The sequence below is a fragment of the Cryobacterium glaciale genome (assembly GCF_004402535.1).
GTDB classification, from domain to species: Bacteria; Actinomycetota; Actinomycetes; order Actinomycetales; family Microbacteriaceae; genus Cryobacterium; species Cryobacterium glaciale.
On record NZ_SOEY01000016.1, the window covers coordinates 82,170 to 105,569 of the forward strand.

The following is a 23,400-nucleotide window of genomic DNA, read 5'->3' on the forward strand; positions in this document are numbered from 1 at the left end:
ATCTCGCTGGTCGAGGAGCGAGCTTTGCGAGCGTCTCGAGACCTCGTGAGCCGATCTCGCAACGCGAGCTGCGGACATCCGCTCGCCGCCACACACAGAAGCGGCGTCCGAGAGAGTCTCGGACGCCGCCACGGGCTGGCACGGGTGATTTCGGTTGCTAATCCTGCCCGAGAGTGCCGAGGTAGAGGCCGATCACCTTCGGGTCGTTCAAAAGCTCACGTCCGGTGCCGGTGTAGGCGTCGCGGCCCTGGTCGAGCACATAGCCGCGGTCGCAGATCTGCAGGCAGCGACGGGCATTCTGCTCGACCATGATCGTGGTCACGCCAGCCTTGTTGATCTCCTTCACCCTCAGAAAGGCTTCGTCCTGGCGCACGGGGGAGAGGCCGGCGCTCGGCTCGTCGAGCAGCAGCACGTGCGGGCCCATCATGAGCGCACGGCTCATGGCGACCATCTGGCGTTCGCCGCCGGAGAGCGACCCAGCGCGCTGCGACATCCGCTTGCTCAGCTCGGGGAAAATCTCCGTGACGAACTCGAGCCTCTCGACGAGTCCCTTGGGTTTCTGGAAGATGCCCATCTCGAGGTTTTCCCGAATGGTCAGGGTGGGAAACACGTTGTTGTTCTGCGGAACGAAGCCCACCCCCTGCGCGACCAGCTTGTTGGCCTTGAGGTTGGTGATGTTCTTGCCGCGCAGCAGGATCTCACCGTCGCGCACCTTCACCTGGCCGAAGATTGACTTGAGCAGCGTCGACTTGCCGGCGCCGTTCGGGCCGATGATGCCGATCAGCTCGCCGGCGTAGGCGGTCAGCGAGCAGGAGTTGAGAATGTTCACGCCGGTGACGTAGCCGGCCGTCACGTTCTTGACCTCGACCACCGCTTCCCGGGTCTCGGCCGGAGCCGGCGCGGTCATGGGATTAGCGTTCGTCATCGAGCAACTCCTTCATGGCGGAAACGTGCTCAACCTCGGCGTCGGGGTCTTCGCCGATGTCCTCGTCGTGGTGCTGCCCCAGGTAGGCGTCGATCACGGCCGGATTTTTCATGACCTCGTGCGGGTCGCCCTCGGCAACCACCTTGCCCTCGGCCATCACGATCACCCAGTCCGCGATGTGGCGCACCATGTGCATGTCGTGTTCCACGAACAAAACGGTCATGCCCTGCGACTTGAGGTTGAGAATGTGGTCGAGCAGCGACTGCGTGAGCGCCGGGTTGACGCCGGCCATCGGTTCGTCGAGCATCACCAGAGTCGGGTCGCTCATGAGCGCCCGCGCCATTTCGAGCAGCTTGCGCTGCCCGCCGGAGAGGCTCGCGGCGTAGTCGTCTTTCTTGGTGTCGAGTTTGAACCGGGTGAGCAGGTCGATCGCCTTGGCCCGGTTTTCCTCCTCCTGGTTGCGCCAGAGGAACGGCATCAGCGCGCGGAACATATTCTCGCCGGTCTGACCCTTCGCGCCGAGCAGCATGTTGTCCATCACGGTGAGCAGCCCCAAGGCCTTGGTCAGCTGGAACGTGCGAATCTGCCCCATCCGGGCCACGCGGTACGCGGGAACACCGGCGAGTGGACGGCCGTCAAAGGTCCATTTGCCGTCGTCGGGCTTGTCGAAACCGGTCAGCAGGTTGAACAGGGTCGTCTTGCCGGCCCCGTTCGGGCCGATCAGCGCCGTGATCGCGCCGCGCGGAACCTCGACGTGGGCGACATCGACCGCGGTGAGGCCGCCGAATGTGCGTCGCACATTGTCGACGACCAGAATCGGGTCGACCTTCGCGCAGCCCGGTTCGGCCTCACCGATGTGCAGGCCCGTCGTTTTGATCGGCTTCTTGGTGGGAACGGGCGGCTCGAGCGGAGCCGCAGAATCGAGAGGAACAGCGTTAGCGGACAAAAGCCAACTCCTTTTTATTGCCGAAGATGCCTTGCGGTCTGAAGATGACGATCAGCATGATCGCCACCCCCACGAGGATGAAGCGCAGCTGGCCGCCCTGGATCGCCGTCATGAACGGCAGCCAGCCGGCCTCCACGGCACGGGCGATGAAGCCGGAGAAGAACGACAGCAGCACCCAGAAGATCATCGAACCGATGATCGGGCCGAGAACCGTCGCTGCCCCGCCGAGCAGCAGAATGGCGTAGATGAAGAAGGTCAGCGTTGTCTGGTAGTTCGACGGCACGACCGCTCGCGGCAGGGCGAAGATCATGCCGGCAATGGTGCCGAGCACGCCACCGAAGATGAGCGACTGCATTTTGTAGGCGTAGACGTTCTTGCCGAGCGCGCGCACGGCGTCTTCGTCTTCGCGGATGCCCTTGATGACGCGGCCCCAGGGGCTGCGCATGACCTGCCAGACCAGCAGGGCCGCGAGAATCACGACAGACCAGGCCACGATGCGCAGCCACGTGTCGTAGGCGTTGTTCGTGAACGGGCCGAAGCCGTAGGTGCCGTCCGCGAGCGGGTTGAGCGCCGCGAATTCATTCTTATAACCGCTCAGGCCGTTGGCCGAACCGGTGACCGCGGCGAAGCTGTTCGTCGTGAACAACAGCCGCACGATCTCGGCGGCGGCGATCGTGACGATCGCGAGGTAGTCAGCGCGCAGTCGCAGCGTGGGAATACCCAAAATTAAGGCGAAAACAACGGATGCCCCCACGCCGACCAGAAAGGCGCCCCAGACGGGAAACCCGAAGGTCAGAATTGAGATGGCGTAGCCGTAGGCTCCGAGAGCCATGAACCCGGCCTGACCGAAGTTGAGCAGGCCGGTGTAACCGAAGTGCACGGCCAGCCCGAGGGCGGCCAGTGCGTAGGCGGCCGTGGTCGGGCTGATCAACTCGACGGCGGCATTGTTGAAGATTGCTCCCCAGTCCATGTGAACCCCTAACCAATTCTTTCTTTGCGACCCAGAATGCCCTGCGGTCGAAACAGCAGCACGAGGATCAAGATCACGAGGGCGCCGACGATCTTCATGTCGGACGGAAGCCAGAGCGTTGACAGCTCAACGAAGAGCCCGACGATGAGAGAGCCGACGAGAGCGCCGAAGGCAGTGCCGAGACCGCCGAGGGTCACGGCGGCGAAGACGAGCAGCAACATCTGAAAGCCCATGTCCCAGCTGACACCCGGGCGGAAGTAGGCCCAGAGTACGCCGCTGAGTCCGGCCAGGGCCGCACCGACCACCCAGACGATGCGAATGACGTTATCGACGTCGATACCGCTCGCTGAGGCCAGGCTGGGATTGTCGGACACGGCGCGGGTTGCCTTGCCGATGCGGGTGCGCAGCAGAAAGTAGGCCACGGCGAGCAACACCACGATGCTGATGCCCATGCTCGCGAGGTCGATCGGGGAGAGCGAGATCGGGCCGAACTTGAGATCAGCCATGCCGGCACCCGGAAGCTGGCTCGTGCTGCCGCCGAAGAAGTACTGGTACAGATAGCGCAGGGCGAGCGACAGGCCGATGCTCACGATCATGAGGGGGATCACCGCCACGCCCTTGCGGCGCAGGGGTTTCCAGAGCACCGCATCGAGGCTGTACCCGAGCGCGCCGCTGAGCGCGATGGCGATCAGGATGGCGAGCCAGATCGGCAGTCCCAGGTTGACCGAGAACACCAGCGTCATCAATGCACCGAAAGTGATCAGCTCGGCATGGGCGAAGTTGCTCAGCCCGGTCGTGCCGAAGATCAGCGACACGCCGATCGCCGCGAGGGCGAGCAACAGGCCGAAGTTCAAACCGTTGAAGAATCGATTCACGAACTGGTCGAAGAAGCCCACCGTGTCGCGGGTGCCTTCACCGAGGAAGAAGTTCACCGAACGACGGTCGGTCAGTCCGAATTCGGTTTTAATGACGTTATCGCCCTCGGTGACGACGACGCCCTCGGGCAGGGTGTCTTCGTCGAGGGTGACCTCGTAGGTGCCCTTCTCGGGTACTCCGATGGCCCAACGGCCCTCGGCATCCGTCACGGTGTCGGCTTCGTAGCCGTTGCCGTTCACGGCGATCGCGACGTCGGCGAGGGCCTCGCTGTCGAACTGCACGTTGCCGGAGATCGTGAAATCGAACTCGGTACCGACCTCATCGGCGTGCGCACTGCTCACCGAAAAGGTGGCCATGGTGAGGGCTGCGAGAAGCGTCACGAACAGGATGGCCAGCATCCTGGGTAAGTTTCTCTGAGCCGTAAGAGTGGACTTCACGGGACCTCCATGTAGGTGCCGACCGGTGGGTAACCGGGCGGACGCCGGGCAAGTACTGCCAACGTCGTTGTTGAGAGTACGTGCCGATTATGTCCTATATGTTTCGAAACTCCGCACCGAAGAGCAATTGTGTGCGGAATGTGATGAGCCCAAACACGCTTAACATTGGAGGACCGGTCTAGTTACTTCACGTCCCGTGCGGTGGTAACGCGTTTTGCCGGATAATTTTCTGTTTTTAGCTACAGGTAAGGGGTTTCATGGATCAGCCAGATCCGTTCGGATTCACCGGGCTCACCTACGACGACGTGCTGCTCCTGCCGGGGCACACCGATGTCATTCCGAGTGAGGCGGTCACTAAATCCCGCCTGACCCGGCGCATCGACGTGTCGCTGCCGCTGCTCTCCAGCGCCATGGATACCGTGACCGAGACCCGCATGGCCATCGCCATGGCCCGCGAGGGCGGACTCGGCATTTTGCACCGCAACCTCTCCATCGGCGACCAGGCCGAACAGGTGGACCTGGTCAAGCGCAGCGAATCCGGCATGATCACCAACCCGGTCACCACGTCGCCCGACGCCACCGTGGCCGAGGTCGACGCCCTGTGCGGCCAGTTCCGGGTGAGCGGGCTGCCCGTCATCGACGGCGACGGCATCCTCGTGGGAATCATCACCAACCGCGACATGCGCTTCGTGCCGCACGCCAGGAAGGCACTCACCCGGGTGAGTGAGGTCATGACGAGGTCCCCGCTGATCACCGGCAAGGTCGGGATGGCCCCCGAAGATGCGCTCGCGATCTTCGCGAAGCACAAGATTGAGAAGCTGCCCCTGATCGACGCCAACGGCAAGCTCACCGGCCTGATCACCGTGAAGGACTTCGACAAGAGCGAGGAATACCCCCTCGCCACCAAGGACGACGCCGGACGCCTGCGCGTCGGCGCGGCCATCGGCTTCTTCGGTGACGCCTGGCAGCGTGCCAGTGCCCTGCTCGAATCGGGGGTGGATGTGCTCGTGGTCGACACCGCCAACGGCGACAGCGCCGGCGTGCTCGACATCATCCGCCGTCTCAAGTCGGACAGGGCGTTCGCCGATGTCGACGTGATCGGCGGAAACGTGGCCACCCGCTCTGGCGCCCAGGCGCTCATCGACGCGGGCGCCGACGCCATCAAGGTGGGAGTGGGCCCCGGCTCGATCTGCACCACCCGCATCGTGGCCGGTGTGGGCGTGCCGCAGATCACCGCTGTGTATCAGGCCTCCCTCGCCGCGCGGGAAACCGGTGTTCCGGTGATCGCCGACGGCGGACTGCAGTATTCCGGTGACATCGCCAAGGCGCTCGTAGCCGGCGCCGACACCGTCATGCTCGGCTCCCTGCTCGCCGGTTGCACCGAAAGTCCCGGCGAGCTCGTGTTCGTCAACGGCAAGCAGTTCAAGACCTATCGCGGCATGGGGTCGCTCGGCGCGCTGCAGACTCGCGGCTCGAAGACGTCGTACTCGAAGGACCGCTACTTTCAGAGCGATGTTCCCAGCGACGAAAAGCTCATCCCCGAGGGCATCGAGGGTCAGGTCCCGTTCCGCGGCCCGCTCGCCGCCGTGGCATACCAGCTTGTCGGCGGCCTGCGCCAGTCCATGTTCTATGTGGGCGCCCGCACCATCGCCGAGCTCAAAGAAAAGGGCAAGTTCGTGCGCATCACGCCCGCCGGGCTCAAGGAGTCGCACCCGCACGACGTGCAGATCGTGGTCGAGGCTCCGAACTACCGTCGGTAGCTGAATCCAGCAGGGACCGCCGGCGATCATGCTGGCGGTCCCTCAGCCGTTAAGGAACGGTGACCGTGGCACTCACTGTCGAGGTGTTCCCGCCGTAGTCGATCACGCCCAGCTCGATGTAGAGCTCCGTTCCCGGGGCGAGGCGCACGAAATCGTATTGCAGGTACGGCAGGTCGGCGTAGAGACCGTAGTCGCTCGTGGCCAGCCATTCTTCGGCACCGTCTGCGAGCACGTTGAGCACTTCGGGAACGATGATGCCGGCCGGGTCCGCGGTGAGTTCGCCATAGGTGCCGAGGTCGGCGTTGAAGGCGTAGTAGGTCTCGGTGAGTACGTCCTGCGTCTCGGCATCGGTCGTGATGGTGAGCAGCACGTCCTGGTAGGTCTCGCCGTCGACGTCGTCGGGCGCGTAGTACGCCATGGGAACACTGATCGTCGTCACCCCGGCCCCTTCGTCGGTATCGAGCTGCAGGTACGCGGTCACGGTGTCTTCATCGTCGCTGATCGTCATGGTGGTCAGGTCGAAGTAGCCCTCGGCGAGGCCGGTTCCGTCGGTGGAGAAGGTGGCTTCCTCCTGCCCCAGGAAGGTGATCGAGCCATCCGCTTCAACCAAGCCATAGCGGATGCTTGCTTCCGCTAAATTCTCGGCGGAGGCGAACGGTGCCGAGATGTACAGTCCGTCGTCGGCGAAGGAGACCTCGCCCTCGGCGGCGGTGAACCGGGCCTGGTCGGTGGCGGGGATGCCGGCGCCGGCGCCGTAATAGGAGGAGAGGAAATCGCTCCAGCCCCCGGTGGGGTCGAGGCTCAGATAGTCCGCCGAGAAATACTCCTCCTGCGGCGGAAAGTAGATCGACAGCCCGGTGGCGCCGAGGGTCGACAGGCCGTCGACCTTGTCGAGCACGGCGTCGTTGATGGACCGCACGAGGTCGTCGGCGGCATCGGAGACGTCGAGGGCCTCGACACCGATTTCGCCGGCCAGGATACCGAGGTCGGTCATGTGGGTGTCTTCGAACGGGTCGGGGCTGCGCCCGAATCCGAGCGTTCCGGCCAGACTCACGCCGACCACCGGTGCCACGGCGGCTCCGCGGTCGATCAGGGCGCCGCTGAACGTCGCGAGGGCGTCGTCGACGGCGGGCATCCGGGCCAGATCCACGAGGGAGAGCGTGATCTCCGATTCGTTGCCCTCGTCGGTGGCCTGCGCGGCGAAGCCAGCCAGCAGTGCGCTGCCGAGCGTCGCACCGTTCACGGGGTTACTCGCGGTATCGAGCGCGGTGTAGTCCCAGCCGTGGCCGGGTTCGAGCTCCTGCGAGGCGAGCAGCAGGTCGGCGCGCGGGGCGAGGGTGCTCGCCACCTCGTAGGTGGCCATGAGGCAGGCGTCGAACCCGAGCAGGTCGAGTTTGTCAACGCCGGCCACATCGAGGCCGGAGGCCAGGGCCGTGTCGATTTCAGCGAGGCTGAGCGAGTCGTAATCGCTCGACTCGTCGCCGCCGACACCGGGCCAGGAGGCGCCGTGATCGGAGATGATCAGGGCGTAGTTGTCGGCGGGGTACTCCTCGATGCCGCGGGTGATGAAATCGGCCAGCACGGCGGGATCACCGGTGTTCACGTCGCCGAGATCCTCCAGCTCGGTGGCGGACCCCTCGTTGATCTCGAGGAGCTTTCCGCCCGCCCAGTCATCGAGCCCCAGAACGGGGTCGGAACTGTAGTCCGCGGCCCGGTCGACGAGGGCGACGATGCTCAGGTTCTCGCTCGAACCGACCTGGCCCATCTCGTCGACGTCGACCATCATGTACGGTTCCAGGTCGGTGTCGGCGATCGAGTAGGTGAGCACAGTCCAGCTGCCGGCGCCTGCGGAAGAGGCGTCGGCATCCGCTTCGAAACTGCACGCGCTCGCGCCGAGCAGAATCATGCCGAGCATGACTGCGGCGAGTAGCGGGCGAGCGCGGCGTTCCATCACAGCCCGACGAAGGGAATGCCGGCGGTCAGCGCGCCGGCGACGAGGAAGATGGCCATTCCGGTACCCATGAGCACGAGCTGCACCCGGGCCAGGCGCACCACGGCCGCAACACCAAGGAGGAACAGGGAGATGGCCATGAGCACGGTGTTGAGGGTGAGACGGTCGCTGAGGCTGTTGAACGTGTCACCCTCGGCGATCATGGCTTCGGCCTCGGCCTTCGTGTCGGACCAGCCGGAGAACAGAAAGTCCTGATAGTCCTCATTGTCCTGCGGGTTGTGATAAAACTCGGCGTCGGACACGTCCTCGGCCTCACCCCAGGCGATGGCGGCACCGAACTCCTCCGAGACGGACATGAAGGTGAGTTCGTCGATCTTGTCGCTCGCATCGAGGGCCAGGGTCTCGTTGGCACTGTTGGTCTCGATGGCCAGTTCACTCAGCCGGTTCAACACCTGGGTGTCCTGGATGAACTGCTGGTTGCCCTCGAGGTAGAGCGACTCCGCTTCCGTGGAGAGGTTGGAACCCTTCGTGTAGTTGCCGGCCATCTGGCTGTCGTAGAGGGCGGCCTGAAAGGATGCGTACGCGGTCACGATCGAGACCAGACCGAGCAGCACCGCGATCACGAGCTCGAGGTTGCTGAACATGAGATTGAGCCGCGGTTTCTTTGCGCTGGCGACAGTATTTTCAGACATGGAGTTCCCCCGGTTGCCGTGTAGATGCATTCGGAGCTTAGGGGCCAGGACCGCAGCGCGGCGCAAACGTCGATCACCCAGTTCTGGGGGAAAAACAGTCCAGCGGAATGCGGTATCCGTGCGCGTAAAACTGCGGCAGTCCATCGGGTGCGCACCCGGCAATTCACCGACTGAAATTGGCCACCAGCCAGCCCTTTCGTGCGGTTACACTTCGGGCGGGGTGAACCGCGTTGGGGGCGCCCATCAAACCCGCTACCAAGGAGCATCACATGACCGAAACCATCTCGTCACCCGAACTGGGTACCTCGCCGATCGGTGAAAACCCCGGCAAGAAGCTCGGCCTGATCGGCCTCATCCTTGCCTTTCCGTTCAACGTGATCGGCCTCATCGTCAGCATCGTCGCGCTGCGCAAATCAAAAAAGGCCGGCTTCAAGAACTTGGCAGCGGTCTGGGGCATCATCGTCGGCGCCCTCGGCACCGTCACCCTCGCGATCATCATCATCGTCTCTGTCGGCGCTATCGCCACGACCGCAGCGTTCTGCGCCGAAAACGGTGCCGGCGTCTTCGAAAACAACGGCATCACCATCACCTGCGGCGAGTAGTTCGCCGTCGGTGCCGTCGCATCCGCTGGCGCTGACCTGTCCCAGTGCAGCGCAGCCAAGCGGATGCGACGCCCGCGCCAGCCCCGTCGGTGGCTCCGACTAAACTGAAGCCATGGAAATCGAGATCGGCCGTTCCAAGCGCGCTCGCCGCGTATACGCTTTCGACGACATCGCGGTGGTGCCGAGTCGGCGCACCCGCGACCCGGAGGACGTGTCGGTCGGCTGGACCATCGATGCGTACCAGTTCGCCATTCCGGTGCTCGCCGCGCCGATGGACTCCGTCGTCTCGCCCACCACGGCCATCATGATGGGCCAGCTGGGTGGCGTCGGTGTGCTCGACCTCGAAGGCCTGTGGACCCGGCACGAGAACCCGGAGCCGCTGCTCGCCGAAATTCGCAGCCTGCCCGCCGATAAGGCGACCGCGCGCATGCAGGAGATGTACTCCGCTCCGATCCAGCCTGCGCTCGTCACCGCCCGCCTCGCCGAGATTCGCGCGGGCGGCGTCACCGTGGCCGGTGCCCTCTCACCCCAGCGCACCCAGGAACTCTACGAGACCGTCGTTGCTGCCGGCGTCGACCTGTTCGTCATTCGCGGCACGACCGTGTCGGCCGAGCACGTGTCGCAGAACCAGGAACCGCTCAACCTCAAGAAGTTCATCTACGAACTCGACGTCCCCGTCATCGTGGGCGGCGCCGCCACCTACACCGCAGCCCTGCACCTCATGCGTACCGGCGCCGCCGGCGTTCTGGTCGGTTTCGGCGGAGGAGCCGCGTCGACCACCCGGGCGACCCTCGGCATCCACGCCCCGATGGCCACCGCCGTAGCGGATGTCGCCGGCGCGCGCCGCGACTATATGGACGAATCCGGCGGCCGTTACGTGCACGTCATCGCTGACGGCGGCCTCGGCACCTCTGGGGACATCGTCAAGGCCGTCGCCTGCGGCGCCGACGCCGTCATGCTCGGTACCGCCCTGGCCCGGGCGACGGATGCCCCCGGCGGCGGATTCCACTGGGGCGCCGAGGCTCACCACCCGCAGTTGCCCCGCGGCAAGCGGGTTGAGGTCGGTACCGTGGCCCCGCTCGAGGAGATTCTCTACGGCCCGGCACCGGTCGCCGACGGCACCGCCAACCTCATCGGCGCGCTGCGTCGGTCGATGGCAACCACCGGTTACTCCGATCTCAAAGAATTTCAGCGGGTCGAAGTGGTTGTCGCGCCGTACCGAGTGAACTAGCGTCGTTGGTAGAAAGTTCGTCAACTCACCTTCACACTGAGTCTGAACAGGAGCAGCAATGGCCTCCCACAATTCGGTCACCCGGTCCACAAAATTGGGGCCTGAGGAGCGGGTCGCCGCTCTCGCCAAGCTCAAAGAGAAAGAGCTCGACATCCTCGTCGTCGGCGGCGGCATCGTCGGCGCCGGGGCAGCCCTCGATGCCGTCACCCGAGGTCTGAGCGTCGGAATCCTCGAGGCGCGGGACTGGGCGTCTGGCACGTCCAGCCGGTCGTCCAAGCTCGTGCACGGCGGCATCCGCTATCTGGAGCAGCTCGACTTTCGCCTCGTGCGTGAGGCGCTCACCGAGCGGGGGCTGCTGCTGCAGCGCATCGCGCCGCACCTGGTGAAGCCGGTGCGGTTTCTATACCCGCTCAAGAAACGGTTCATCGAACGGTTCTACATCGGTACCGGCATGCTGCTCTACGACATCTTCTCCTACACCGGTGGCCGCCCGCCCGGCGTGCCGCACCACCGCCACCTATCCAGAGCTCAGGTACAGAAGCTCATTCCGAGCCTCGCCAACAACGCACTGGTCGGCGGCATCACCTACTACGACGCCCAGGTTGACGACGCCCGCTATGTGTCGTCACTCGTGCGCACGGCCTCGTTCTATGGGGCTCACGCTGCCAGCCGGGTGCGGGTCGAGGGCTTCATCAAGGTGGGGGAGCGCGTCGTCGGCGTGCGGGCCCACGACCTGCAGACCGATGAACGCTTCGACGTGCGGGCCAAGCAGGTCGTGAACGCGACCGGTGTCTGGACCGACGACACCCAACGCATGGTCGGCGAACGTGGCACCTTCAAGGTGCGCGCGTCGAAGGGCGTGCACCTCGTGGTGCCGCGCGACCGGTTTCAGAGCGCCATGGGGCTGCTGCTGCGCACCGAGAAGAGCGTTCTGTTCGTGATTCCCTGGGGACGGCACTGGCTCATCGGCACGACCGACACCGACTGGCACCTGGACAAGGCGCACCCGGCCGCGACAGCGGCCGACATCGACTACATCCTCGAACACATCAACTCTGTGCTGAGCGTGCCGCTTACCCGCGAAGATGTCGAGGGGGTCTATGCCGGGCTGCGTCCGCTGCTGGCCGGCGAGAGCGACCAAACCTCCAAGCTGTCCCGCGAACACCTCGTCGGACACTCGGTGCCCGGCCTCGTCGTGATCGCCGGCGGCAAGTGGACCACCTACCGCATCATGGCCAAAGACGCAGTGGATGCCGCGGCATCGGCCCTCGACGGCCGCATTCCGGCGTCGACGACCCAGAACATCCCCCTGCTGGGCGCTGAGGGATATCAGGCCGCGTGGAACAAGCGCGGCAAGATCGCGCGGGCCTTCGGGCTGCACACCGTGCGGGTGGAACACCTGCTCAACCGCTACGGCACCCTCACCGACGAACTGCTCGACCTCATTCGCGACAACCCGGCACTCGCCGAACCGTTGCCCGGAGCCGACGACTACATCGGTGCGGAGGTGGTCTACGCGGCCTCGCACGAGGGCGCGCTGCACCTGGAAGACGTGCTCGCCCGCCGCACCCGTATCTCGATCGAAGCCTGGGACCGCGGGGTATCGGCCGCCCCGGTCGCCGCAGCGCTCATGGCCGGTGTGCTTGGCTGGGACCAGGAGCGCATCGACCGCGAGGTCGGCTTCTACCTCACCCGGGTCGCCGCCGAACGGGCGTCGCAGGAGGAGCCCGACGACGAATCCGCCGACCGGGTGCGACTCGAGGCCCCCGACATCATGGTCACCAACTAGAGCCCGCGCCGGCGGCCAGGGGTGGTGAGCTGCCGCCCCCGTCATGACCGCGCCCGGTTTGGGTGCGCGCTACGGTAATCGGCGTAGCGCCTACCGAAATGGGGCGCACTCACGGTGTGGTTCCGTTTTCGGCGCTGCCGGCATCCGCTGGGCAGGCGCCGCATTGGGCGCAGGTGCGCTTGCACCGCTAGGCAGCGCGGTCGCAACTATCGCGCGCCGCGGGGGATTCCGTGGCTGCGCAGGAACTCGCCGAAGACGGACAGGTCGCGGGCGATCTTCCAATCCCACCGCGCAAATGTCGGTCCGAGCGCCCGCACGCGGTCCTCGCGGTCCTTCTCCGCCATCACGACCTGTGCCGTTGTGAGGCCGCGCGTGTACTCCTCCTTGACGTACTTGCCGAGGCCGTCGAACTCTCCGACCTTGCTGATCGAGCGCCAGAAGAAGTCGACGAAGGCGATGAAGCCTGCGGCGTCGTCGAAACGCACCTGTAATTCTGGAGCCTCGAATCCGAGCAGATCGATGTTGGCTCGGCTGACCGATTCGCCGCCCGAGCCTGATTGCGTAGACGCGAACTGGACCACTCGGAGCGCTGTCGCCCGTCCCTTCACCCGCGCCGGACCGGCGAGGGCCTCGAGCGACCGATCCAGGTCCTCGCGAGTCGCCAAGCTGACGCCCCGCCGGGGAATATGGATGGCACGATCCATCATCGCGACGGCATCTGCAAACGGCAGAACGCGGGCCATTTCGACCGCGGTGTCAGCGACCGTTGTCACCCGAAGCCCGTCGCGTTCGACGACCCGTGGCGGCGGTCCCGCAGTGTGCCGAACGACCCCGTGTCGCGAACGGCCGCCGGATGCCTCGGGGACGGTGATGTGGACATCCGTCGGCCAGGCCGCGGGTCGCGGCAACCCCCAGATCGCCGCCGCGGAATGGTGCGAGAACACCGGCGCTTCAGGACTGATCGCGGCGTAGGCGCGAATGCGACACAGATAGCGAGCGTTCGGGCTGAGCGTCGACCACACACTGGTGCCCACATAGACCCCGTAACGGATGCGCACCAACTGGCCCCGCGAGAATTCACGGCGCAATTCCTGATCGAGGCCGACCGCCGCCGCGTCGCAGCGCAACACCAGGCCATCTGCTCGCGTTATGGCCATGAGGGGATCCACGGATGCGACTGTCATGACGGGAGAGTGGCACATGAGGTGTCTGGTTCGACTGCTCTGGCACAATCTGTGCATAACTCGGTGGCCGATCGGCATGAGCGCGCCCGGTTTGGGTGCGCGCTACGGTAATCGGCGTAGCGCCTACCGAAATGGGGCGCGGGCATCCGCTGGGCGCGGCGGTAAAAACGGCTCCGATAGAATAGGGGGACTGCCCCTAAACCTCAGGAGTCATGACAATGGTTGATGTTCGGCGGGTCAAACTTCCCGGCGTGGGTGTGCTGCACACCTTCATCACGGATGACGGCGGCAAGGTCGGCGTCATCGCCCACCGATCCGGCCACAGCGACCTCATCACCTTCGCCGACGACGAGGGCGGCCCCGACGCGAGCAAAGTCTCGCTCCGGCTCAACGAAGACGAGGCGCACACCCTCGCCGAACTGCTCGGCGGCACCCAGATCACCGAGTCGCTCAGCGCCCTCGACCAGATTCCCGGCCTCAGCATCGACTGGTTCACAGTGGACTATGAAGACCACATCGCCGGGCAGGCGCTCGGCAACCCCGCCGACCGCGGCATCGCCGGACTCACCGTCGTCGCCGTGGTGCGCGGCGAATCCGCCAACCCGGCCCCCGCCGCCGACTTCAAGGTCTTCCCCGGTGACACCCTCGTCGTCGCCGGCTCGCCCGAAAAGGTCGTCAAGGCCTTCGCCTTCTTCCGCACCGGTGAAGTGAAGGCGAAGACCGTCGACGCTCCACCCGGGGGCTAAGCGGTGCACCTGGGCGAAGACCTCCTCGTTCTTGGCATCCTGCTCGTCGTCGCCTACGTTCTCGGCCGCCTGGGCAAGCTGATCGGGCTCCCCACCATCCCGATCTACATGATCGTGGGCGTTCTCGCGAGCCCCAACACCGACTTCTTCCCCCTCGACTTTCAATCCGCCGACATCGAGCTCATCGCCGTGTTCGGCTTGATTCTGCTGCTGTTCAGCCTCGGCCTCGAGTTCGACCAGGAAGAATTCTTCGGCAACGCCAAGACCCTGATCATCTCCGGCGGATCCTGGATTCTCATCAACATGGGTGCCGGCTTCATCTTTGGCCTGCTCGTAGGTTGGGGCCCGCGCGAAGCCCTCGTCATCGCCGGCATGACCGGAACGTCGTCGAGCGCGATCATCACCAAGCTGCTCATCGAACTGCGCCGCCTCGCCAACAAAGAGACCCCGATGATCCTGGGCGTGACCGTGGTAGGCGACATTTTCATCGCGATCTACCTCTCGATCGTCTCTGTCGTACTCAGTGGCGAAACCGAGATCTGGCCCATCGTGCTGCAGCTGTCCATCGCGTTCCTGTTTCTCGTGGCAATGTTCTCCATCGCTCGCTGGGGCGGGCGGGTGGTGTCGCGACTGATGCGCACCAAAGACGACGAACTGTTCACCATCCTGTTCTTCGGCCTCGTGGTGCTGTTCGCCGGCATCGGCGAGATCATCGGGGTCACCGATGCGATCGGAGCCTTCCTGATCGGCGTCGTCCTCGGCGCGAGCAGCTATCGCGCCAAGATCGAACGCGTCGCCGTGCCCCTGCGGGATATCTTTGCGGCATTCTTTTTTCTCAATTTCGGTCTCGCCCTCGACGTAGCCCAGTTCGGCTCGGTGATCGGCGTGGTGCTCATCGCCATCGTGATGACCTTTGTGCTCAGCCTGCTGTCGGGCGCCCTGCTGGCCTGGCTGCATAAGATGGGGCCGCGCGAGGCGCTCAACACCGCCGCGATCTTCGTCAACCGCGGCGAGTTCACGCTGATTCTGGCGACCCTGTCGGTGTCGGCCGGGCTTGACCCAAGGCTGCAGCCGTTCGCGGGCCTCTACGTTCTCGTCATGGCCATCCTCGGCCCGCTGTTCGCTTCGAATTCCGAGAAGATCGGGTCGGCTCTGAGGCGCCGCGTGCCGGCATCCGCTGCCACCCGTGCGCCGCGCAATCCGATGCTCGACGAGGAGATCGCACTCGTCGAGGCGGCGACGGCTGCCCAGGCCGCCGATGCCGACGAGTCCCACCGGGCTGCCAGACGCGACTCGGCCAATTCCCACCCGGCGCCCGATACGGTGGAACGACAGAAACACTCGCATTCGGCCAATTCCGGGCTGGATTCGATGGCTGATTTCGCTCTCGGTCAGCATTCCCCAGAACCCGACGATGACGACGCCGACACACCGGCACGCAAACCCGGGCGAGACACTCACACAGGTGACTATTCGTGATCAGAATGATGGTGCGCCCCCGCTGGGTGGCCGCACTGCTGCTTGCCCTCGGCGTCGCCGCAGCTTTCGCCCTGCTTGGGCAGTGGCAGCTGGACCGCGCCATCGAGTCCGGCGTGGTCGTGGAGCGCACCACCGAGCAGGCGCAGCCGCTCGCCGAGGTGGCGCAGCCCGACGGCGGAGTGACGCAGATCGCGACCGGCCAGATGGTCACCGCCGAGGGCACCTGGGTGGCCGGAGACGAGACGCTCATCACGACGCGCATCAATGGCGGAGTCGAGGGATTCTGGGTCGTCAGCCATTTTCAAACGGATGCCTCCAGCATCGCGGTCGCGCGCGGGTGGGCTCCCGATAAATCCGCAGCCGAGGCCGCCATCGCCACGCTCCGGACCGAACCGGACAATTCCCCGGTTACCCTGACCGGACGCTTTCTCACCGGCGAGGCCCCGGAGCTGCCCGACCCGGACGGTGACTCGATGGAGCTGACCAAGGTCGCGCCATCCGCTCTCATTAATCTGTGGGCCGATTTCACCGACGAATCGGTCTATTCCGCATACATCGTCGACGCGGCGGCCCCGGCCGGCCTCGACGTGATCGATTCCCCGGTGCCCGAAGTCGACCAGTCGCTGAACTGGCTGAACATCTTTTACGCGATCGAGTGGGTCGTCTTCGCCGGGTTCGCCGTGTTCCTCTGGTACCGCCTGGTGCGCGACGCCCTCGAACGCGAGCAGGAAGACGCCGAGGCAGCGGAAGCTGTCGGTGCGCACACGTAGAATTAGCCACATGCCTCGCCAACCCAAGCTCGCCGATCTGCCCAGAATTCCCGGTGCGCTCCGGCTGTACCAGATATCGTCGACCATCACCGGTGTCTTCCTGTTGCTGCTCTGCATCGAAATGGTCATCAAGTACGGCTTCGGCCACGAGATCGAACTCGGCGGCGCTCAGGGGTTCCTCGCGCTCGTTCCGACCGACACTGTCGCGGCCGTCAATCTGAGCACCGGCATCTTGATCGCGCACGGCTGGTTCTACGTGCTGTACCTGTTCGCCGACTTCCGCCTGTGGAGCCTCATGCGCTGGCCGTTCTGGCGCTTCGTGCTCATCGCCCTCGGCGGCGTCGTTCCCACCCTGTCGTTCATCGTCGAAGTTCCCGTCGCCCGCACGGTGAAGCGCTTCCTCGCCGAGAACGCCGAAGAAACCGCGGCAGTTGCCGAGAAGGCCCAGGCCCCAGCATGAGCATGACCACCCCCACAGCGGATGCCGCCCTCGCCGATTCGGGCCCCATTGCAGATTCGGGACTGGATCGCCCCGTTCTCGTGGTCGACTTCGGTGCGCAGTACGCGCAGCTGATTGCCCGGCGTGTGCGCGAAGCATCCGTTTATTCCGAGATCGTGCCGCACACGATCACCGCCGCCGAGGTGCTCGCCAAGAACCCGAGGGGAATCGTACTCAGCGGTGGCCCGTCGAGCGTCTACGCCGAGGGCGCACCCGCCTTCGACGCGGCCATCTTCGAGCTCGGCGTGCCCGTGCTTGGTATTTGCTACGGCTTCCAGGTGATGGCGACCGCCCTCGGCGGCACGGTCGCCCACACTGGCGCCCGCGAATACGGCTCGACCCCGGTCATCGTGAGCAATGGCGACAACGTATTGCTGGCGAACCAGCCCGACAGCCAGACGGTCTGGATGAGCCACGGCGACTCGGTCGCCACGGCCCCCGCCGGCTTCACCGTGCTCGCCTCCTCGGTCTCGACCCCGGTCGCCGCGTTCGCCAATGACGAGAAGCGGCTCTACGGCGTGCAGTGGCACCCCGAAGTCAAGCACTCCGAGAACGGCCAGCACGTGCTCGAGAACTTTCTGCACCGCGCCGCCGGCATCGCTGCCGACTGGAACAGCGGCAACGTTATCGCCGAGCAGGTCGCGAAGATTCGCGCCCAGGTTGGCGCCGGCAAGGTCATCTGCGGCCTCTCCGGCGGAGTCGATTCCGCCGTCGCCGCGGCCCTCGTACACAAGGCCATCGGTGACCAGCTGGTCTGCGTCTTCGTCGACCACGGCCTTCTGCGCGAAGACGAACGTCGTCAGGTCGAAGAGGACTACGTCAAGGCCACCGGCATCCGTCTGGTCACCGTCGACGTGCGCGAGCAGTTCCTCGTGGCGCTCGAGGGTGTGAGCGACCCGGAGACCAAGCGCAAGATCATCGGCCGCGAGTTCATTCGCACCTTCGAGCAGGCCCAGGCCGAACTGATCGACGAGGCCAAGGAAATCGACGGCGACCCGATCCGCTTCCTCGTGCAGGGCACGCTCTACCCTGACGTGGTCGAGTCCGGCGGCGGCAGCGGCACCGCGAACATCAAGAGCCACCACAACGTGGGCGGCCTGCCCGACGACCTCAAGTTCGAACTGGTCGAACCGCTGCGCACCCTGTTCAAAGACGAGGTGCGCGCGATCGGCGCCGAGCTCGGACTGCCAGCCGAAATCGTGCAGCGCCAGCCTTTTCCCGGCCCCGGCCTCGGCATTCGCATCGTCGGCTCGATCACCCAGGAACGTCTCGACCTGCTGCGCCAAGCGGATGCGATCGTGCGCTTCGAGCTGACCGCCGCCGGCCTCGACCGCGAAATCTGGCAGTGCCCGGTCGTGCTGCTGGCCGATGTGCGCTCGGTCGGCGTGCAGGGCGACGGCCGCACGTACGGACACCCGATCGTGCTGCGCCCGGTGTCGTCGGAAGATGCCATGACCGCCGACTGGACCCGCCTGCCCTACGACCTGCTCGCCAAGATCTCCAACCGCATCACCAACGAGGTCGACGGGGTGAATCGCGTGGTGCTCGACGTCACGTCGAAGCCGCCGGGAACCATCGAGTGGGAGTGATCCCGGGCTAGTTCGACGGGTCGGCTCGTTAGAGCCGGCCCTTTTTGTGTGCCGGGTCGGGGCATCCGCTCGTGGCCGCGCCCTGTGCTGCCCGGCGATAGCCGCGCCCCGGATCGGCAGCCGCTACGGTAATCGGCGTAGCGGCCACCCGTTTCAGGCGCGCCCATGCGAATGCGCCTAGTATCGGCGGCATGACACGGTCGACTGCCTCCCCCATCGCCCGATACTCGTCCGGGGTCGGGGCCGTTCTCCTGGCCGGACTGGCCTGGTTCCAGTTGGCGCTCGCCCTCGGCGCTCCCTGGGGCCGGGCTGCCTATGGCGGGGTGATCGAGCACCCGACTGGGCGGATGCGGGGGAGCAGCGCCGTCGCATCCGTTGTGTGGGCGATTGTGGCACTCGTGGTGTTGCGTCGGGGCGGCCACGCGGTGCCGCAGGTGGTTCCGGGGCGGGCTGTTCCGGTGGTCATGTGGGTCGCAATCGGGCTGCTGGCCGTGGGCGTGGTGCTGAATACCCTCACGCCGAGCAAGCGCGAGCGCATCATTTGGGCGCCCGCGTCGCTGGTTATGCTCGTCGCCACGATGGCCACCGAGCTGGCCGCGCGCACACACCGCTAGGCGAGCCGCACCCGCTCGATTACGCTGCGAACGGGAGGAACGCGTTCACGCCCAGAAAGGCCATGACCCCGAAGGCAACGGCCCAGGCGATTCTGCGAGCGGATGTCCCTACCCTTCTGCAGGCCGCGCGGCGACCCGGCGAGCACTAGGTCAAGGCCGACGGCGCGCGATCCGCGGCAGCGGCGTCGCGGCCGCGACGCTGATCCGCTGCAGCAGCCCGATGAGAAGCGACTGCTCCTGGGCGGTGAGGACCTCGGTGATGGCCCGTTCGGTCTCCACGTGCGGAACCAGGGCGGTCTCGATGAGCCGCTTGCCAGCATCCGTCAGGGCAACGATAGTGCCCCGGCCGTCGTCTGGATTGGACTCGCGGTTCACGAGCCCCTGCGATTGCAGCTTGTTCAGCCGTTGTGCCACGGCACTCGTCGAGATCATGGCGTCCCGGGCCAGTGCCGCCGGGGTGATGCGATAGGGCGGCCCGCTTCGCAGCAGAGTGGCAAGCACGTCAAAAGCGGATGCGTCCAGCCCGTACCGCGCGAAAGTGGCGGCCGGGCGGGCGTCCACGGCCAGGGACGTGCGGCTGCTCGGCGTGCTCAATATCGGGGCGTTCTTCGCCCTGCTTTTCATTGCGGCGTATCGCCTTCCCGGTGGCGTGGCGGCCATCGTGGGCGGCCTGCAACCCCTCATTGTCGCGCTCCTCGCGAGCCGGGTGCTCCACGAAAAACTGACCGCGCGCGTGCTGGCCAGCGGCGCTGCCGGCGCAATCGGAGTCAGCCTGATCGTGCTGCAGTCCCAAGCGCGGCTCGATGTGATTGGTGCGCTGGCCGCTGCAGCCGGGACCGTCTGCATGGCATCGGGGATCGTGCTCTCGAAAAAATGGGGGCAGCCGGCGCTGCTGCTCGCGACGTCGGCGTGGCAGCTCATCGCGGGCGGGATCACCCTGCTGCCCGTGCTGCCCGTGCTGCCCGTGCTGCCCGTGCTGCTCATGGTCGAGGGGATCCCCGCGGAATCACTGACCGAGACCAACATCATGGGCTACGCCTATCTCTCCGTGGTTGGAACCGCATTCGCGTACGTCGTGTGGTTTCACGGGATCGGTCGTCTGCCAGCGAGTACGATCGCCTTCCTCGGCCTGCTCAGCCCGGTAGTGGCCATCCTGCTCGGGTGGACGATCGCCGGCGAGCGGCTCACCGAGATGCAGGTCGCGGGGGTCGTGATCGTGCTGGGCTCGGTCGCCGTCGTCGTCTCCGCTACGGTCCGAAGTGGGCGCGTGGGGTTGCCGTATGGACCAGGACTGGATTGAACACCGACGGGGCTCGGACGGTGAGCTGCTCGGCTGGCTGCGAGCTTCCGGCGACGGCTTTCTCGTGATCGATCTGCTCGGTCGCGCTCGCACCGATGCTTTGGACGGGTTGACCGCGGAAGAGGCACTGGATGCGCTGGGAATCGGCTATCTGGCCGACCCCTTTGAGCTGCGGCTCGATACAGGCGAGTGGTTGCGGGTGCGCATCACCGAGGTCTCCACGGAGAGAATCCTCGTCAAGAAAGACGACTGGGGCGCGATCGATATTCCCCAGCTGACCTTCACCCTGACCTTTCCGGCCTCGGACGAGTTGCGCGCGATCGCTTAGTTGCGCACCGACCGTCTAGGTCGACCACCGGCTAGGCTCGCCAGATGACGGACCACGACCAGCTCAGACTGACCTGGCCGGAGTTACCCGCCTCGATTCCTGCGACCGTCGAGAACATTCTGGGCGGAGCCGTAGTCGAAGCACATAGCCAGGCGAACGGATTCTCGCCGGGAAGCGCCGACCGGGTGCACGCGGCCAATGGCCGCGGAGCCTTCGTGAAAGCCGTGAGTCGCGAACGAAACTCCGATACCCTCGACCTCCACCGGCGCGAGCTGGCGGTGCTGCGAATGCTACCCGCTTCTCTGGCGGTGCCCCGGCTTCTGGGGTTCTACGACGACGGCGAGTGGGTGGCGCTGGTCATCGAGAGCATCGCCGGCGTGCACCCGAGAGAGATTCCGACGCTCTCTGAGATCCTCGCCGTTCTGTCGGCGCTCGAGTCGCTGCCGAAGGTTCGCGGCGGCGCCGGGTGGGCCGGTGTACCGGATGCGGTGGCGGAGTTGGTTTCTGCGTTCGCTGGTTGGCGCAGCATCCGCTCTGCGGGGCGTGCAGAAGCGCTGCCGGCCTGCGCCTACGAGCACCTCGACGAACTCGAGCAACTGGCCGCGGGTGCGGTGCAGGTCGTCGACGGAGACTATCTTCTGCATCTCGACCTGCGGAGTGACAATATCCTCTTCGATGACACCGGCCGGGCCTGGCTGGTGGACTGGCCGTGGGCCGGGGTCGGCGTGCGGTGGCTCGACGCCCTCACGTTTCTGCTCGACGCGCGCCTGCGCGGAAGTGACGCCGACGTTGATGAGATCATTGCGACTCATCCGCTCTTCGCCGACGCGGATGACCACGCCATCAACGCCGTACTGTCCGGTTTGACGGCATACTTTTTGGACGCGGCTCAGAAACCCGCTCCGGAGAATACGCCGACGTTGCGCGCTTTTCAGCGTGCTGAAGGCGTGGCCGGCCTGGTCTGGCTGGGAGAACGGCTCGGCTGGAAGGCGCGAGAGAGGCCGTGAGGGAGCTTCAACCTTTCCCGCAGCACCTGGAAACCTCGCGGCTGCGGTGCGGCCGTGGCGTCTCTCCGACGCCAGCGCCGTGCGTGAATTGTGGGCTGAGCGGGACCCTCGGTTCCGGCGGGTGATCGATGCGGCGGGCCGACCCACGGTCGACGAGATGCGCGGGCGTATCCAGGACCAGCTCGACGAATCAAGCCGTACCAAACTGTCGCTGTTGGCGATCGAACGCCGAGTCGAGGGCGATTTCATCGGTTATTGCGGCCTGATCGTGGGGGAGGGAACGCTGGCCGAGTCCGAGATCGCCTTCAAGCTGTGCCGGGCCGCCCACGAGTACGGTTGCGCCACCGAAGCGGCTCAGGCCGTGCTCGACGCGGGCTGGGCTACGGGGCGAACTCGATTCTGGGCCACGGTTCGATCGTGGAACATCCCGTCATTTCGGGTGCTCGAGAAGATCGGCTTCTCCGCGGACGGCAGGATCGACGCTGATGCTGTTCGTGGGGACAGCGTGTGGATGGCGGGGGATGACGAGGGCGGCCAGTACCGCGCAGCACACGAACACAGCACCGCCGACGACGATCGACAGCGGCAGGCTCGTGACAGCCAATAGGCCGCCGAGTGCTGAACCGATTGCCAGCCCGAGCAGGCTGAGCACGCGTGAGGCCGCGTTCACCCGGCCCCGAAGGGTGTCGGGCACGAGTCGCTGCCGCAGCGACGTGGCGCAGATTCCCCACACGACGGCATGCAGAATGTAGACCGCGAGCAGCACCGCGGCAACCACGCCGTTTGTCGTGGCGCTCAGTGCGAAGAGCGCGACCGCGCCGGTGAGCAGGCTCACAACGATCGTCCATCGGTAGCCGAACAGCCCGGTCACCCGCGCCGTGGCAAACGATCCGACCAGCCCGCCGAGCGCCGAAACAGCAAGGATCACACCGTAACCGAAAGCATCGAGAGCGAGGTTTTGCTCAGCGAAAAGCACGAGAATCGAGAATGGAAGCATATAACCCACGCTCGCGAGGGCTCCGATGAGCGCGAGCCCGCCGACGGTCCGATTGCCGGCGAGCCAGCGGATGCCCTGCATTGCCTCTCGCAAAGCCGGTTGGCGCGGCCCGAGCCCTATGCCGGTCGATGCACCCAGCCGCCGGATGGGCAGGGCGAGGGCCAGCAATCCGGCCGCGGCCCAGAGTCCGCCCATGAAATACAGGGGAGTGGCGGCCGCGACGGCGAACAGCAGCCCACCCAGCGGTGGCCCGGCGAACTCGTCGGCAATCAGCTGCGCGGCAGAGATGCGGCCGTTGGCCCGGTCGAGATGCTGGTCCGGCACGACCCCGGGCAGCAAAGAAACGGATGCGTTGTCCGCCGCACTTTCCAGCGTTCCGACCATGGCAAACGCCGCGCAGAGCAGCGGCAGTGACCCGACGTCGAGCTGCACGGAGACTGCCAGGGCGATCACCGCGAGCCCGCGGATGAGGTTGGCAACGATGAGCATCGTGCGCCGATCGATCCGGTCGACCCACACGCCGATGGGCAGCGCAACCAGGAGCCGGACCAAGGCGTAGCTCGTTGCCAGCCCAGCGACGAGTCGCGGATCGTCGGTGAGGGCTGCCGCCAGAAGCGGCATCGAGATGAACGCGACCCCGTCAGCGAGATTGGAGGAGGCACTCGACGTCCACAACGCACGGAAAGGACGACCGAGCGACATGACCCC

22 protein-coding genes and 1 pseudogene are annotated in these 23,400 nt (G+C 65.7%); 14 read left to right on the forward strand and 9 right to left on the reverse strand.

The window, feature by feature from the left end; genetic code table 11:
- Positions 1 to 157: 157 nt before the first annotated feature.
- From E3O06_RS07890 to E3O06_RS07905, 4 genes are read right to left on the reverse strand one after another with little or no spacing between them, the layout of a single operon-like run.
- Positions 158 to 925: an ABC transporter ATP-binding protein gene (locus E3O06_RS07890; protein WP_134502487.1), complete on the reverse strand. Its 768-nt coding sequence runs from the start codon at positions 923 to 925 to the stop codon at positions 158 to 160.
- Positions 912 to 1,802, reverse strand: a complete 891-nt coding sequence (locus tag E3O06_RS07895; protein WP_241979987.1) for an ABC transporter ATP-binding protein — start codon at positions 1,800 to 1,802, stop codon at positions 912 to 914. Before E3O06_RS07895 ends, E3O06_RS07890 begins: the two co-directional genes overlap by 14 nt.
- A gap of 58 nt (positions 1,803 to 1,860) precedes the next feature.
- On the reverse strand, positions 1,861 to 2,841 hold the full coding sequence (locus E3O06_RS07900; protein ID WP_134502490.1) for a branched-chain amino acid ABC transporter permease: 981 nt from the start codon (positions 2,839 to 2,841) through the stop codon (positions 1,861 to 1,863).
- Between the two features lie 8 nt (positions 2,842 to 2,849).
- On the reverse strand, positions 2,850 to 4,115 hold the full coding sequence (locus E3O06_RS07905) for a branched-chain amino acid ABC transporter permease (protein ID WP_134502492.1): 1,266 nt from the start codon (positions 4,113 to 4,115) through the stop codon (positions 2,850 to 2,852).
- A gap of 296 nt (positions 4,116 to 4,411) precedes the next feature.
- Between E3O06_RS07905 and guaB the strand changes: the two genes are divergently transcribed.
- A complete protein-coding gene (guaB, locus tag E3O06_RS07910; RefSeq protein WP_134502493.1) occupies positions 4,412 to 5,914 on the forward strand; it encodes an IMP dehydrogenase in 1,503 nt (500 codons plus the stop codon).
- 49 nt (positions 5,915 to 5,963) lie between these two features.
- Here guaB and E3O06_RS07915 read toward each other — a convergent pair whose 3' ends face one another.
- Positions 5,964 to 7,865 carry a clostripain-related cysteine peptidase gene (locus E3O06_RS07915; protein ID WP_241979988.1) on the reverse strand — a complete coding sequence of 634 codons (1,902 nt, stop codon included), beginning with the start codon at positions 7,863 to 7,865 and terminating at the stop codon, positions 5,964 to 5,966.
- Positions 7,865 to 8,557: a hypothetical protein gene (locus E3O06_RS07920; RefSeq protein WP_134502497.1), complete on the reverse strand. Its 693-nt coding sequence runs from the start codon at positions 8,555 to 8,557 to the stop codon at positions 7,865 to 7,867. The genes E3O06_RS07915 and E3O06_RS07920 overlap by 1 nt, the downstream gene beginning before the upstream one ends.
- 269 nt (positions 8,558 to 8,826) lie before the next feature.
- On the opposite strand from E3O06_RS07920, the gene E3O06_RS07925 reads away from it, so the two are divergent.
- The 3 genes from E3O06_RS07925 (at position 8,827) to E3O06_RS07935 (ending at position 12,179) form a co-directional block, all read left to right on the forward strand.
- Positions 8,827 to 9,159, forward strand: coding sequence for a hypothetical protein (locus E3O06_RS07925; RefSeq protein ID WP_134502499.1), 333 nt, complete (start codon positions 8,827 to 8,829; stop codon positions 9,157 to 9,159).
- Between the two features lie 112 nt (positions 9,160 to 9,271).
- Entirely contained in the window at positions 9,272 to 10,390 is a 1,119-nt protein-coding gene (locus E3O06_RS07930) for a GuaB3 family IMP dehydrogenase-related protein (protein WP_092107329.1), read from the forward strand.
- A 58-nt stretch (positions 10,391 to 10,448) separates the two neighbouring features.
- Entirely contained in the window at positions 10,449 to 12,179 is a 1,731-nt protein-coding gene (locus E3O06_RS07935; RefSeq protein ID WP_134502501.1) for a glycerol-3-phosphate dehydrogenase/oxidase, read from the forward strand.
- A gap of 206 nt (positions 12,180 to 12,385) precedes the next feature.
- Here E3O06_RS07935 and E3O06_RS07940 read toward each other — a convergent pair whose 3' ends face one another.
- Entirely contained in the window at positions 12,386 to 13,363 is a 978-nt protein-coding gene (locus tag E3O06_RS07940; RefSeq protein ID WP_134502503.1) for a hypothetical protein, read from the reverse strand.
- Between the two features lie 212 nt (positions 13,364 to 13,575).
- On the opposite strand from E3O06_RS07940, the gene E3O06_RS07945 reads away from it, so the two are divergent.
- The 6 genes from E3O06_RS07945 (at position 13,576) to E3O06_RS07970 (ending at position 19,060) form a co-directional block, all read left to right on the forward strand.
- Complete coding sequence (locus E3O06_RS07945) at positions 13,576 to 14,109, forward strand: cation:proton antiporter regulatory subunit (RefSeq protein WP_233193339.1); 534 nt, start codon at positions 13,576 to 13,578, stop codon at positions 14,107 to 14,109.
- Positions 14,110 to 14,112: 3 nt separating this feature from the next.
- Complete coding sequence (locus tag E3O06_RS07950; protein WP_134502504.1) at positions 14,113 to 15,588, forward strand: cation:proton antiporter; 1,476 nt, start codon at positions 14,113 to 14,115, stop codon at positions 15,586 to 15,588.
- Positions 15,589 to 15,593: 5 nt separating this feature from the next.
- A complete protein-coding gene (locus E3O06_RS07955) occupies positions 15,594 to 16,358 on the forward strand; it encodes an SURF1 family protein (protein ID WP_241979990.1) in 765 nt (254 codons plus the stop codon).
- Positions 16,359 to 16,368: 10 nt separating this feature from the next.
- On the forward strand, positions 16,369 to 16,818 hold the full coding sequence (locus E3O06_RS07960) for a DUF3817 domain-containing protein (protein ID WP_134502508.1): 450 nt from the start codon (positions 16,369 to 16,371) through the stop codon (positions 16,816 to 16,818).
- Positions 16,819 to 16,820: 2 nt separating this feature from the next.
- Positions 16,821 to 18,446, forward strand: a complete 1,626-nt coding sequence (guaA, locus tag E3O06_RS07965; protein ID WP_134502563.1) for a glutamine-hydrolyzing GMP synthase — start codon at positions 16,821 to 16,823, stop codon at positions 18,444 to 18,446.
- Between the two features lie 191 nt (positions 18,447 to 18,637).
- Positions 18,638 to 19,060: a hypothetical protein gene (locus E3O06_RS07970; RefSeq protein ID WP_134502510.1), complete on the forward strand. Its 423-nt coding sequence runs from the start codon at positions 18,638 to 18,640 to the stop codon at positions 19,058 to 19,060.
- A gap of 150 nt (positions 19,061 to 19,210) precedes the next feature.
- Here the strand turns inward: E3O06_RS07970 and E3O06_RS07975 are convergent, their stop codons facing one another.
- Positions 19,211 to 19,561 carry a MarR family winged helix-turn-helix transcriptional regulator gene (locus E3O06_RS07975; RefSeq protein ID WP_166788138.1) on the reverse strand — a complete coding sequence of 117 codons (351 nt, stop codon included), beginning with the start codon at positions 19,559 to 19,561 and terminating at the stop codon, positions 19,211 to 19,213.
- Here E3O06_RS07975 and E3O06_RS07980 point away from each other — a divergent pair.
- From E3O06_RS07980 to E3O06_RS07995, 4 genes and pseudogenes are all read left to right on the forward strand, one after another.
- On the forward strand, positions 19,551 to 20,360 hold the full coding sequence (locus tag E3O06_RS07980; protein ID WP_134502513.1) for an EamA family transporter: 810 nt from the start codon (positions 19,551 to 19,553) through the stop codon (positions 20,358 to 20,360). The genes E3O06_RS07975 and E3O06_RS07980 overlap by 11 nt on opposite strands.
- On the forward strand, positions 20,341 to 20,688 hold the full coding sequence (locus E3O06_RS07985; protein WP_134502515.1) for a hypothetical protein: 348 nt from the start codon (positions 20,341 to 20,343) through the stop codon (positions 20,686 to 20,688). Before E3O06_RS07980 ends, E3O06_RS07985 begins: the two co-directional genes overlap by 20 nt.
- A gap of 44 nt (positions 20,689 to 20,732) precedes the next feature.
- Positions 20,733 to 21,695 carry a phosphotransferase gene (locus E3O06_RS07990; RefSeq protein ID WP_134502516.1) on the forward strand — a complete coding sequence of 321 codons (963 nt, stop codon included), beginning with the start codon at positions 20,733 to 20,735 and terminating at the stop codon, positions 21,693 to 21,695.
- 79 nt (positions 21,696 to 21,774) lie between these two features.
- Positions 21,775 to 22,095, forward strand: a pseudogene (locus tag E3O06_RS07995) (GNAT family N-acetyltransferase); the annotation flags it as partial.
- A gap of 30 nt (positions 22,096 to 22,125) precedes the next feature.
- Here the strand turns inward: E3O06_RS07995 and E3O06_RS08000 are convergent.
- A complete protein-coding gene (locus tag E3O06_RS08000; RefSeq protein ID WP_134502518.1) occupies positions 22,126 to 23,394 on the reverse strand; it encodes an MFS transporter in 1,269 nt (422 codons plus the stop codon).
- Positions 23,395 to 23,400: the final 6 nt, after the last annotated feature.

What these genes read in the sequence shown, in the direction of transcription:
- E3O06_RS07890 (WP_134502487.1), bottom strand. Translation starts at nt 925, where the DNA reads ATGACGAACGCTAATCCCATGACCGCGCCGGCTCCGGCCGAGACCCGG.
- E3O06_RS07900 (WP_134502490.1), bottom strand. Translation starts at nt 2,841, where the DNA reads ATGGACTGGGGAGCAATCTTCAACAATGCCGCCGTCGAGTTGATCAGC.
- E3O06_RS07905 (WP_134502492.1), bottom strand. Translation starts at nt 4,115, where the DNA reads ATGCTGGCCATCCTGTTCGTGACGCTTCTCGCAGCCCTCACCATGGCC.
- guaB (WP_134502493.1), top strand. Translation starts at nt 4,412, where the DNA reads ATGGATCAGCCAGATCCGTTCGGATTCACCGGGCTCACCTACGACGAC.
- E3O06_RS07915 (WP_241979988.1), bottom strand. Translation starts at nt 7,865, where the DNA reads ATGGAACGCCGCGCTCGCCCGCTACTCGCCGCAGTCATGCTCGGCATG.
- E3O06_RS07920 (WP_134502497.1), bottom strand. Translation starts at nt 8,557, where the DNA reads ATGTCTGAAAATACTGTCGCCAGCGCAAAGAAACCGCGGCTCAATCTC.
- E3O06_RS07925 (WP_134502499.1), top strand. Translation starts at nt 8,827, where the DNA reads ATGACCGAAACCATCTCGTCACCCGAACTGGGTACCTCGCCGATCGGT.
- E3O06_RS07930 (WP_092107329.1), top strand. Translation starts at nt 9,272, where the DNA reads ATGGAAATCGAGATCGGCCGTTCCAAGCGCGCTCGCCGCGTATACGCT.
- E3O06_RS07935 (WP_134502501.1), top strand. Translation starts at nt 10,449, where the DNA reads ATGGCCTCCCACAATTCGGTCACCCGGTCCACAAAATTGGGGCCTGAG.
- E3O06_RS07940 (WP_134502503.1), bottom strand. Translation starts at nt 13,363, where the DNA reads ATGACAGTCGCATCCGTGGATCCCCTCATGGCCATAACGCGAGCAGAT.
- E3O06_RS07945 (WP_233193339.1), top strand. Translation starts at nt 13,576, where the DNA reads ATGACAATGGTTGATGTTCGGCGGGTCAAACTTCCCGGCGTGGGTGTG.
- E3O06_RS07955 (WP_241979990.1), top strand. Translation starts at nt 15,594, where the DNA reads ATGATGGTGCGCCCCCGCTGGGTGGCCGCACTGCTGCTTGCCCTCGGC.
- E3O06_RS07960 (WP_134502508.1), top strand. Translation starts at nt 16,369, where the DNA reads ATGCCTCGCCAACCCAAGCTCGCCGATCTGCCCAGAATTCCCGGTGCG.
- guaA (WP_134502563.1), top strand. Translation starts at nt 16,821, where the DNA reads ATGACCACCCCCACAGCGGATGCCGCCCTCGCCGATTCGGGCCCCATT.
- E3O06_RS07970 (WP_134502510.1), top strand. Translation starts at nt 18,638, where the DNA reads ATGACACGGTCGACTGCCTCCCCCATCGCCCGATACTCGTCCGGGGTC.
- E3O06_RS07985 (WP_134502515.1), top strand. Translation starts at nt 20,341, where the DNA reads ATGGACCAGGACTGGATTGAACACCGACGGGGCTCGGACGGTGAGCTG.
- E3O06_RS07990 (WP_134502516.1), top strand. Translation starts at nt 20,733, where the DNA reads ATGACGGACCACGACCAGCTCAGACTGACCTGGCCGGAGTTACCCGCC.
- E3O06_RS08000 (WP_134502518.1), bottom strand. Translation starts at nt 23,394, where the DNA reads ATGTCGCTCGGTCGTCCTTTCCGTGCGTTGTGGACGTCGAGTGCCTCC.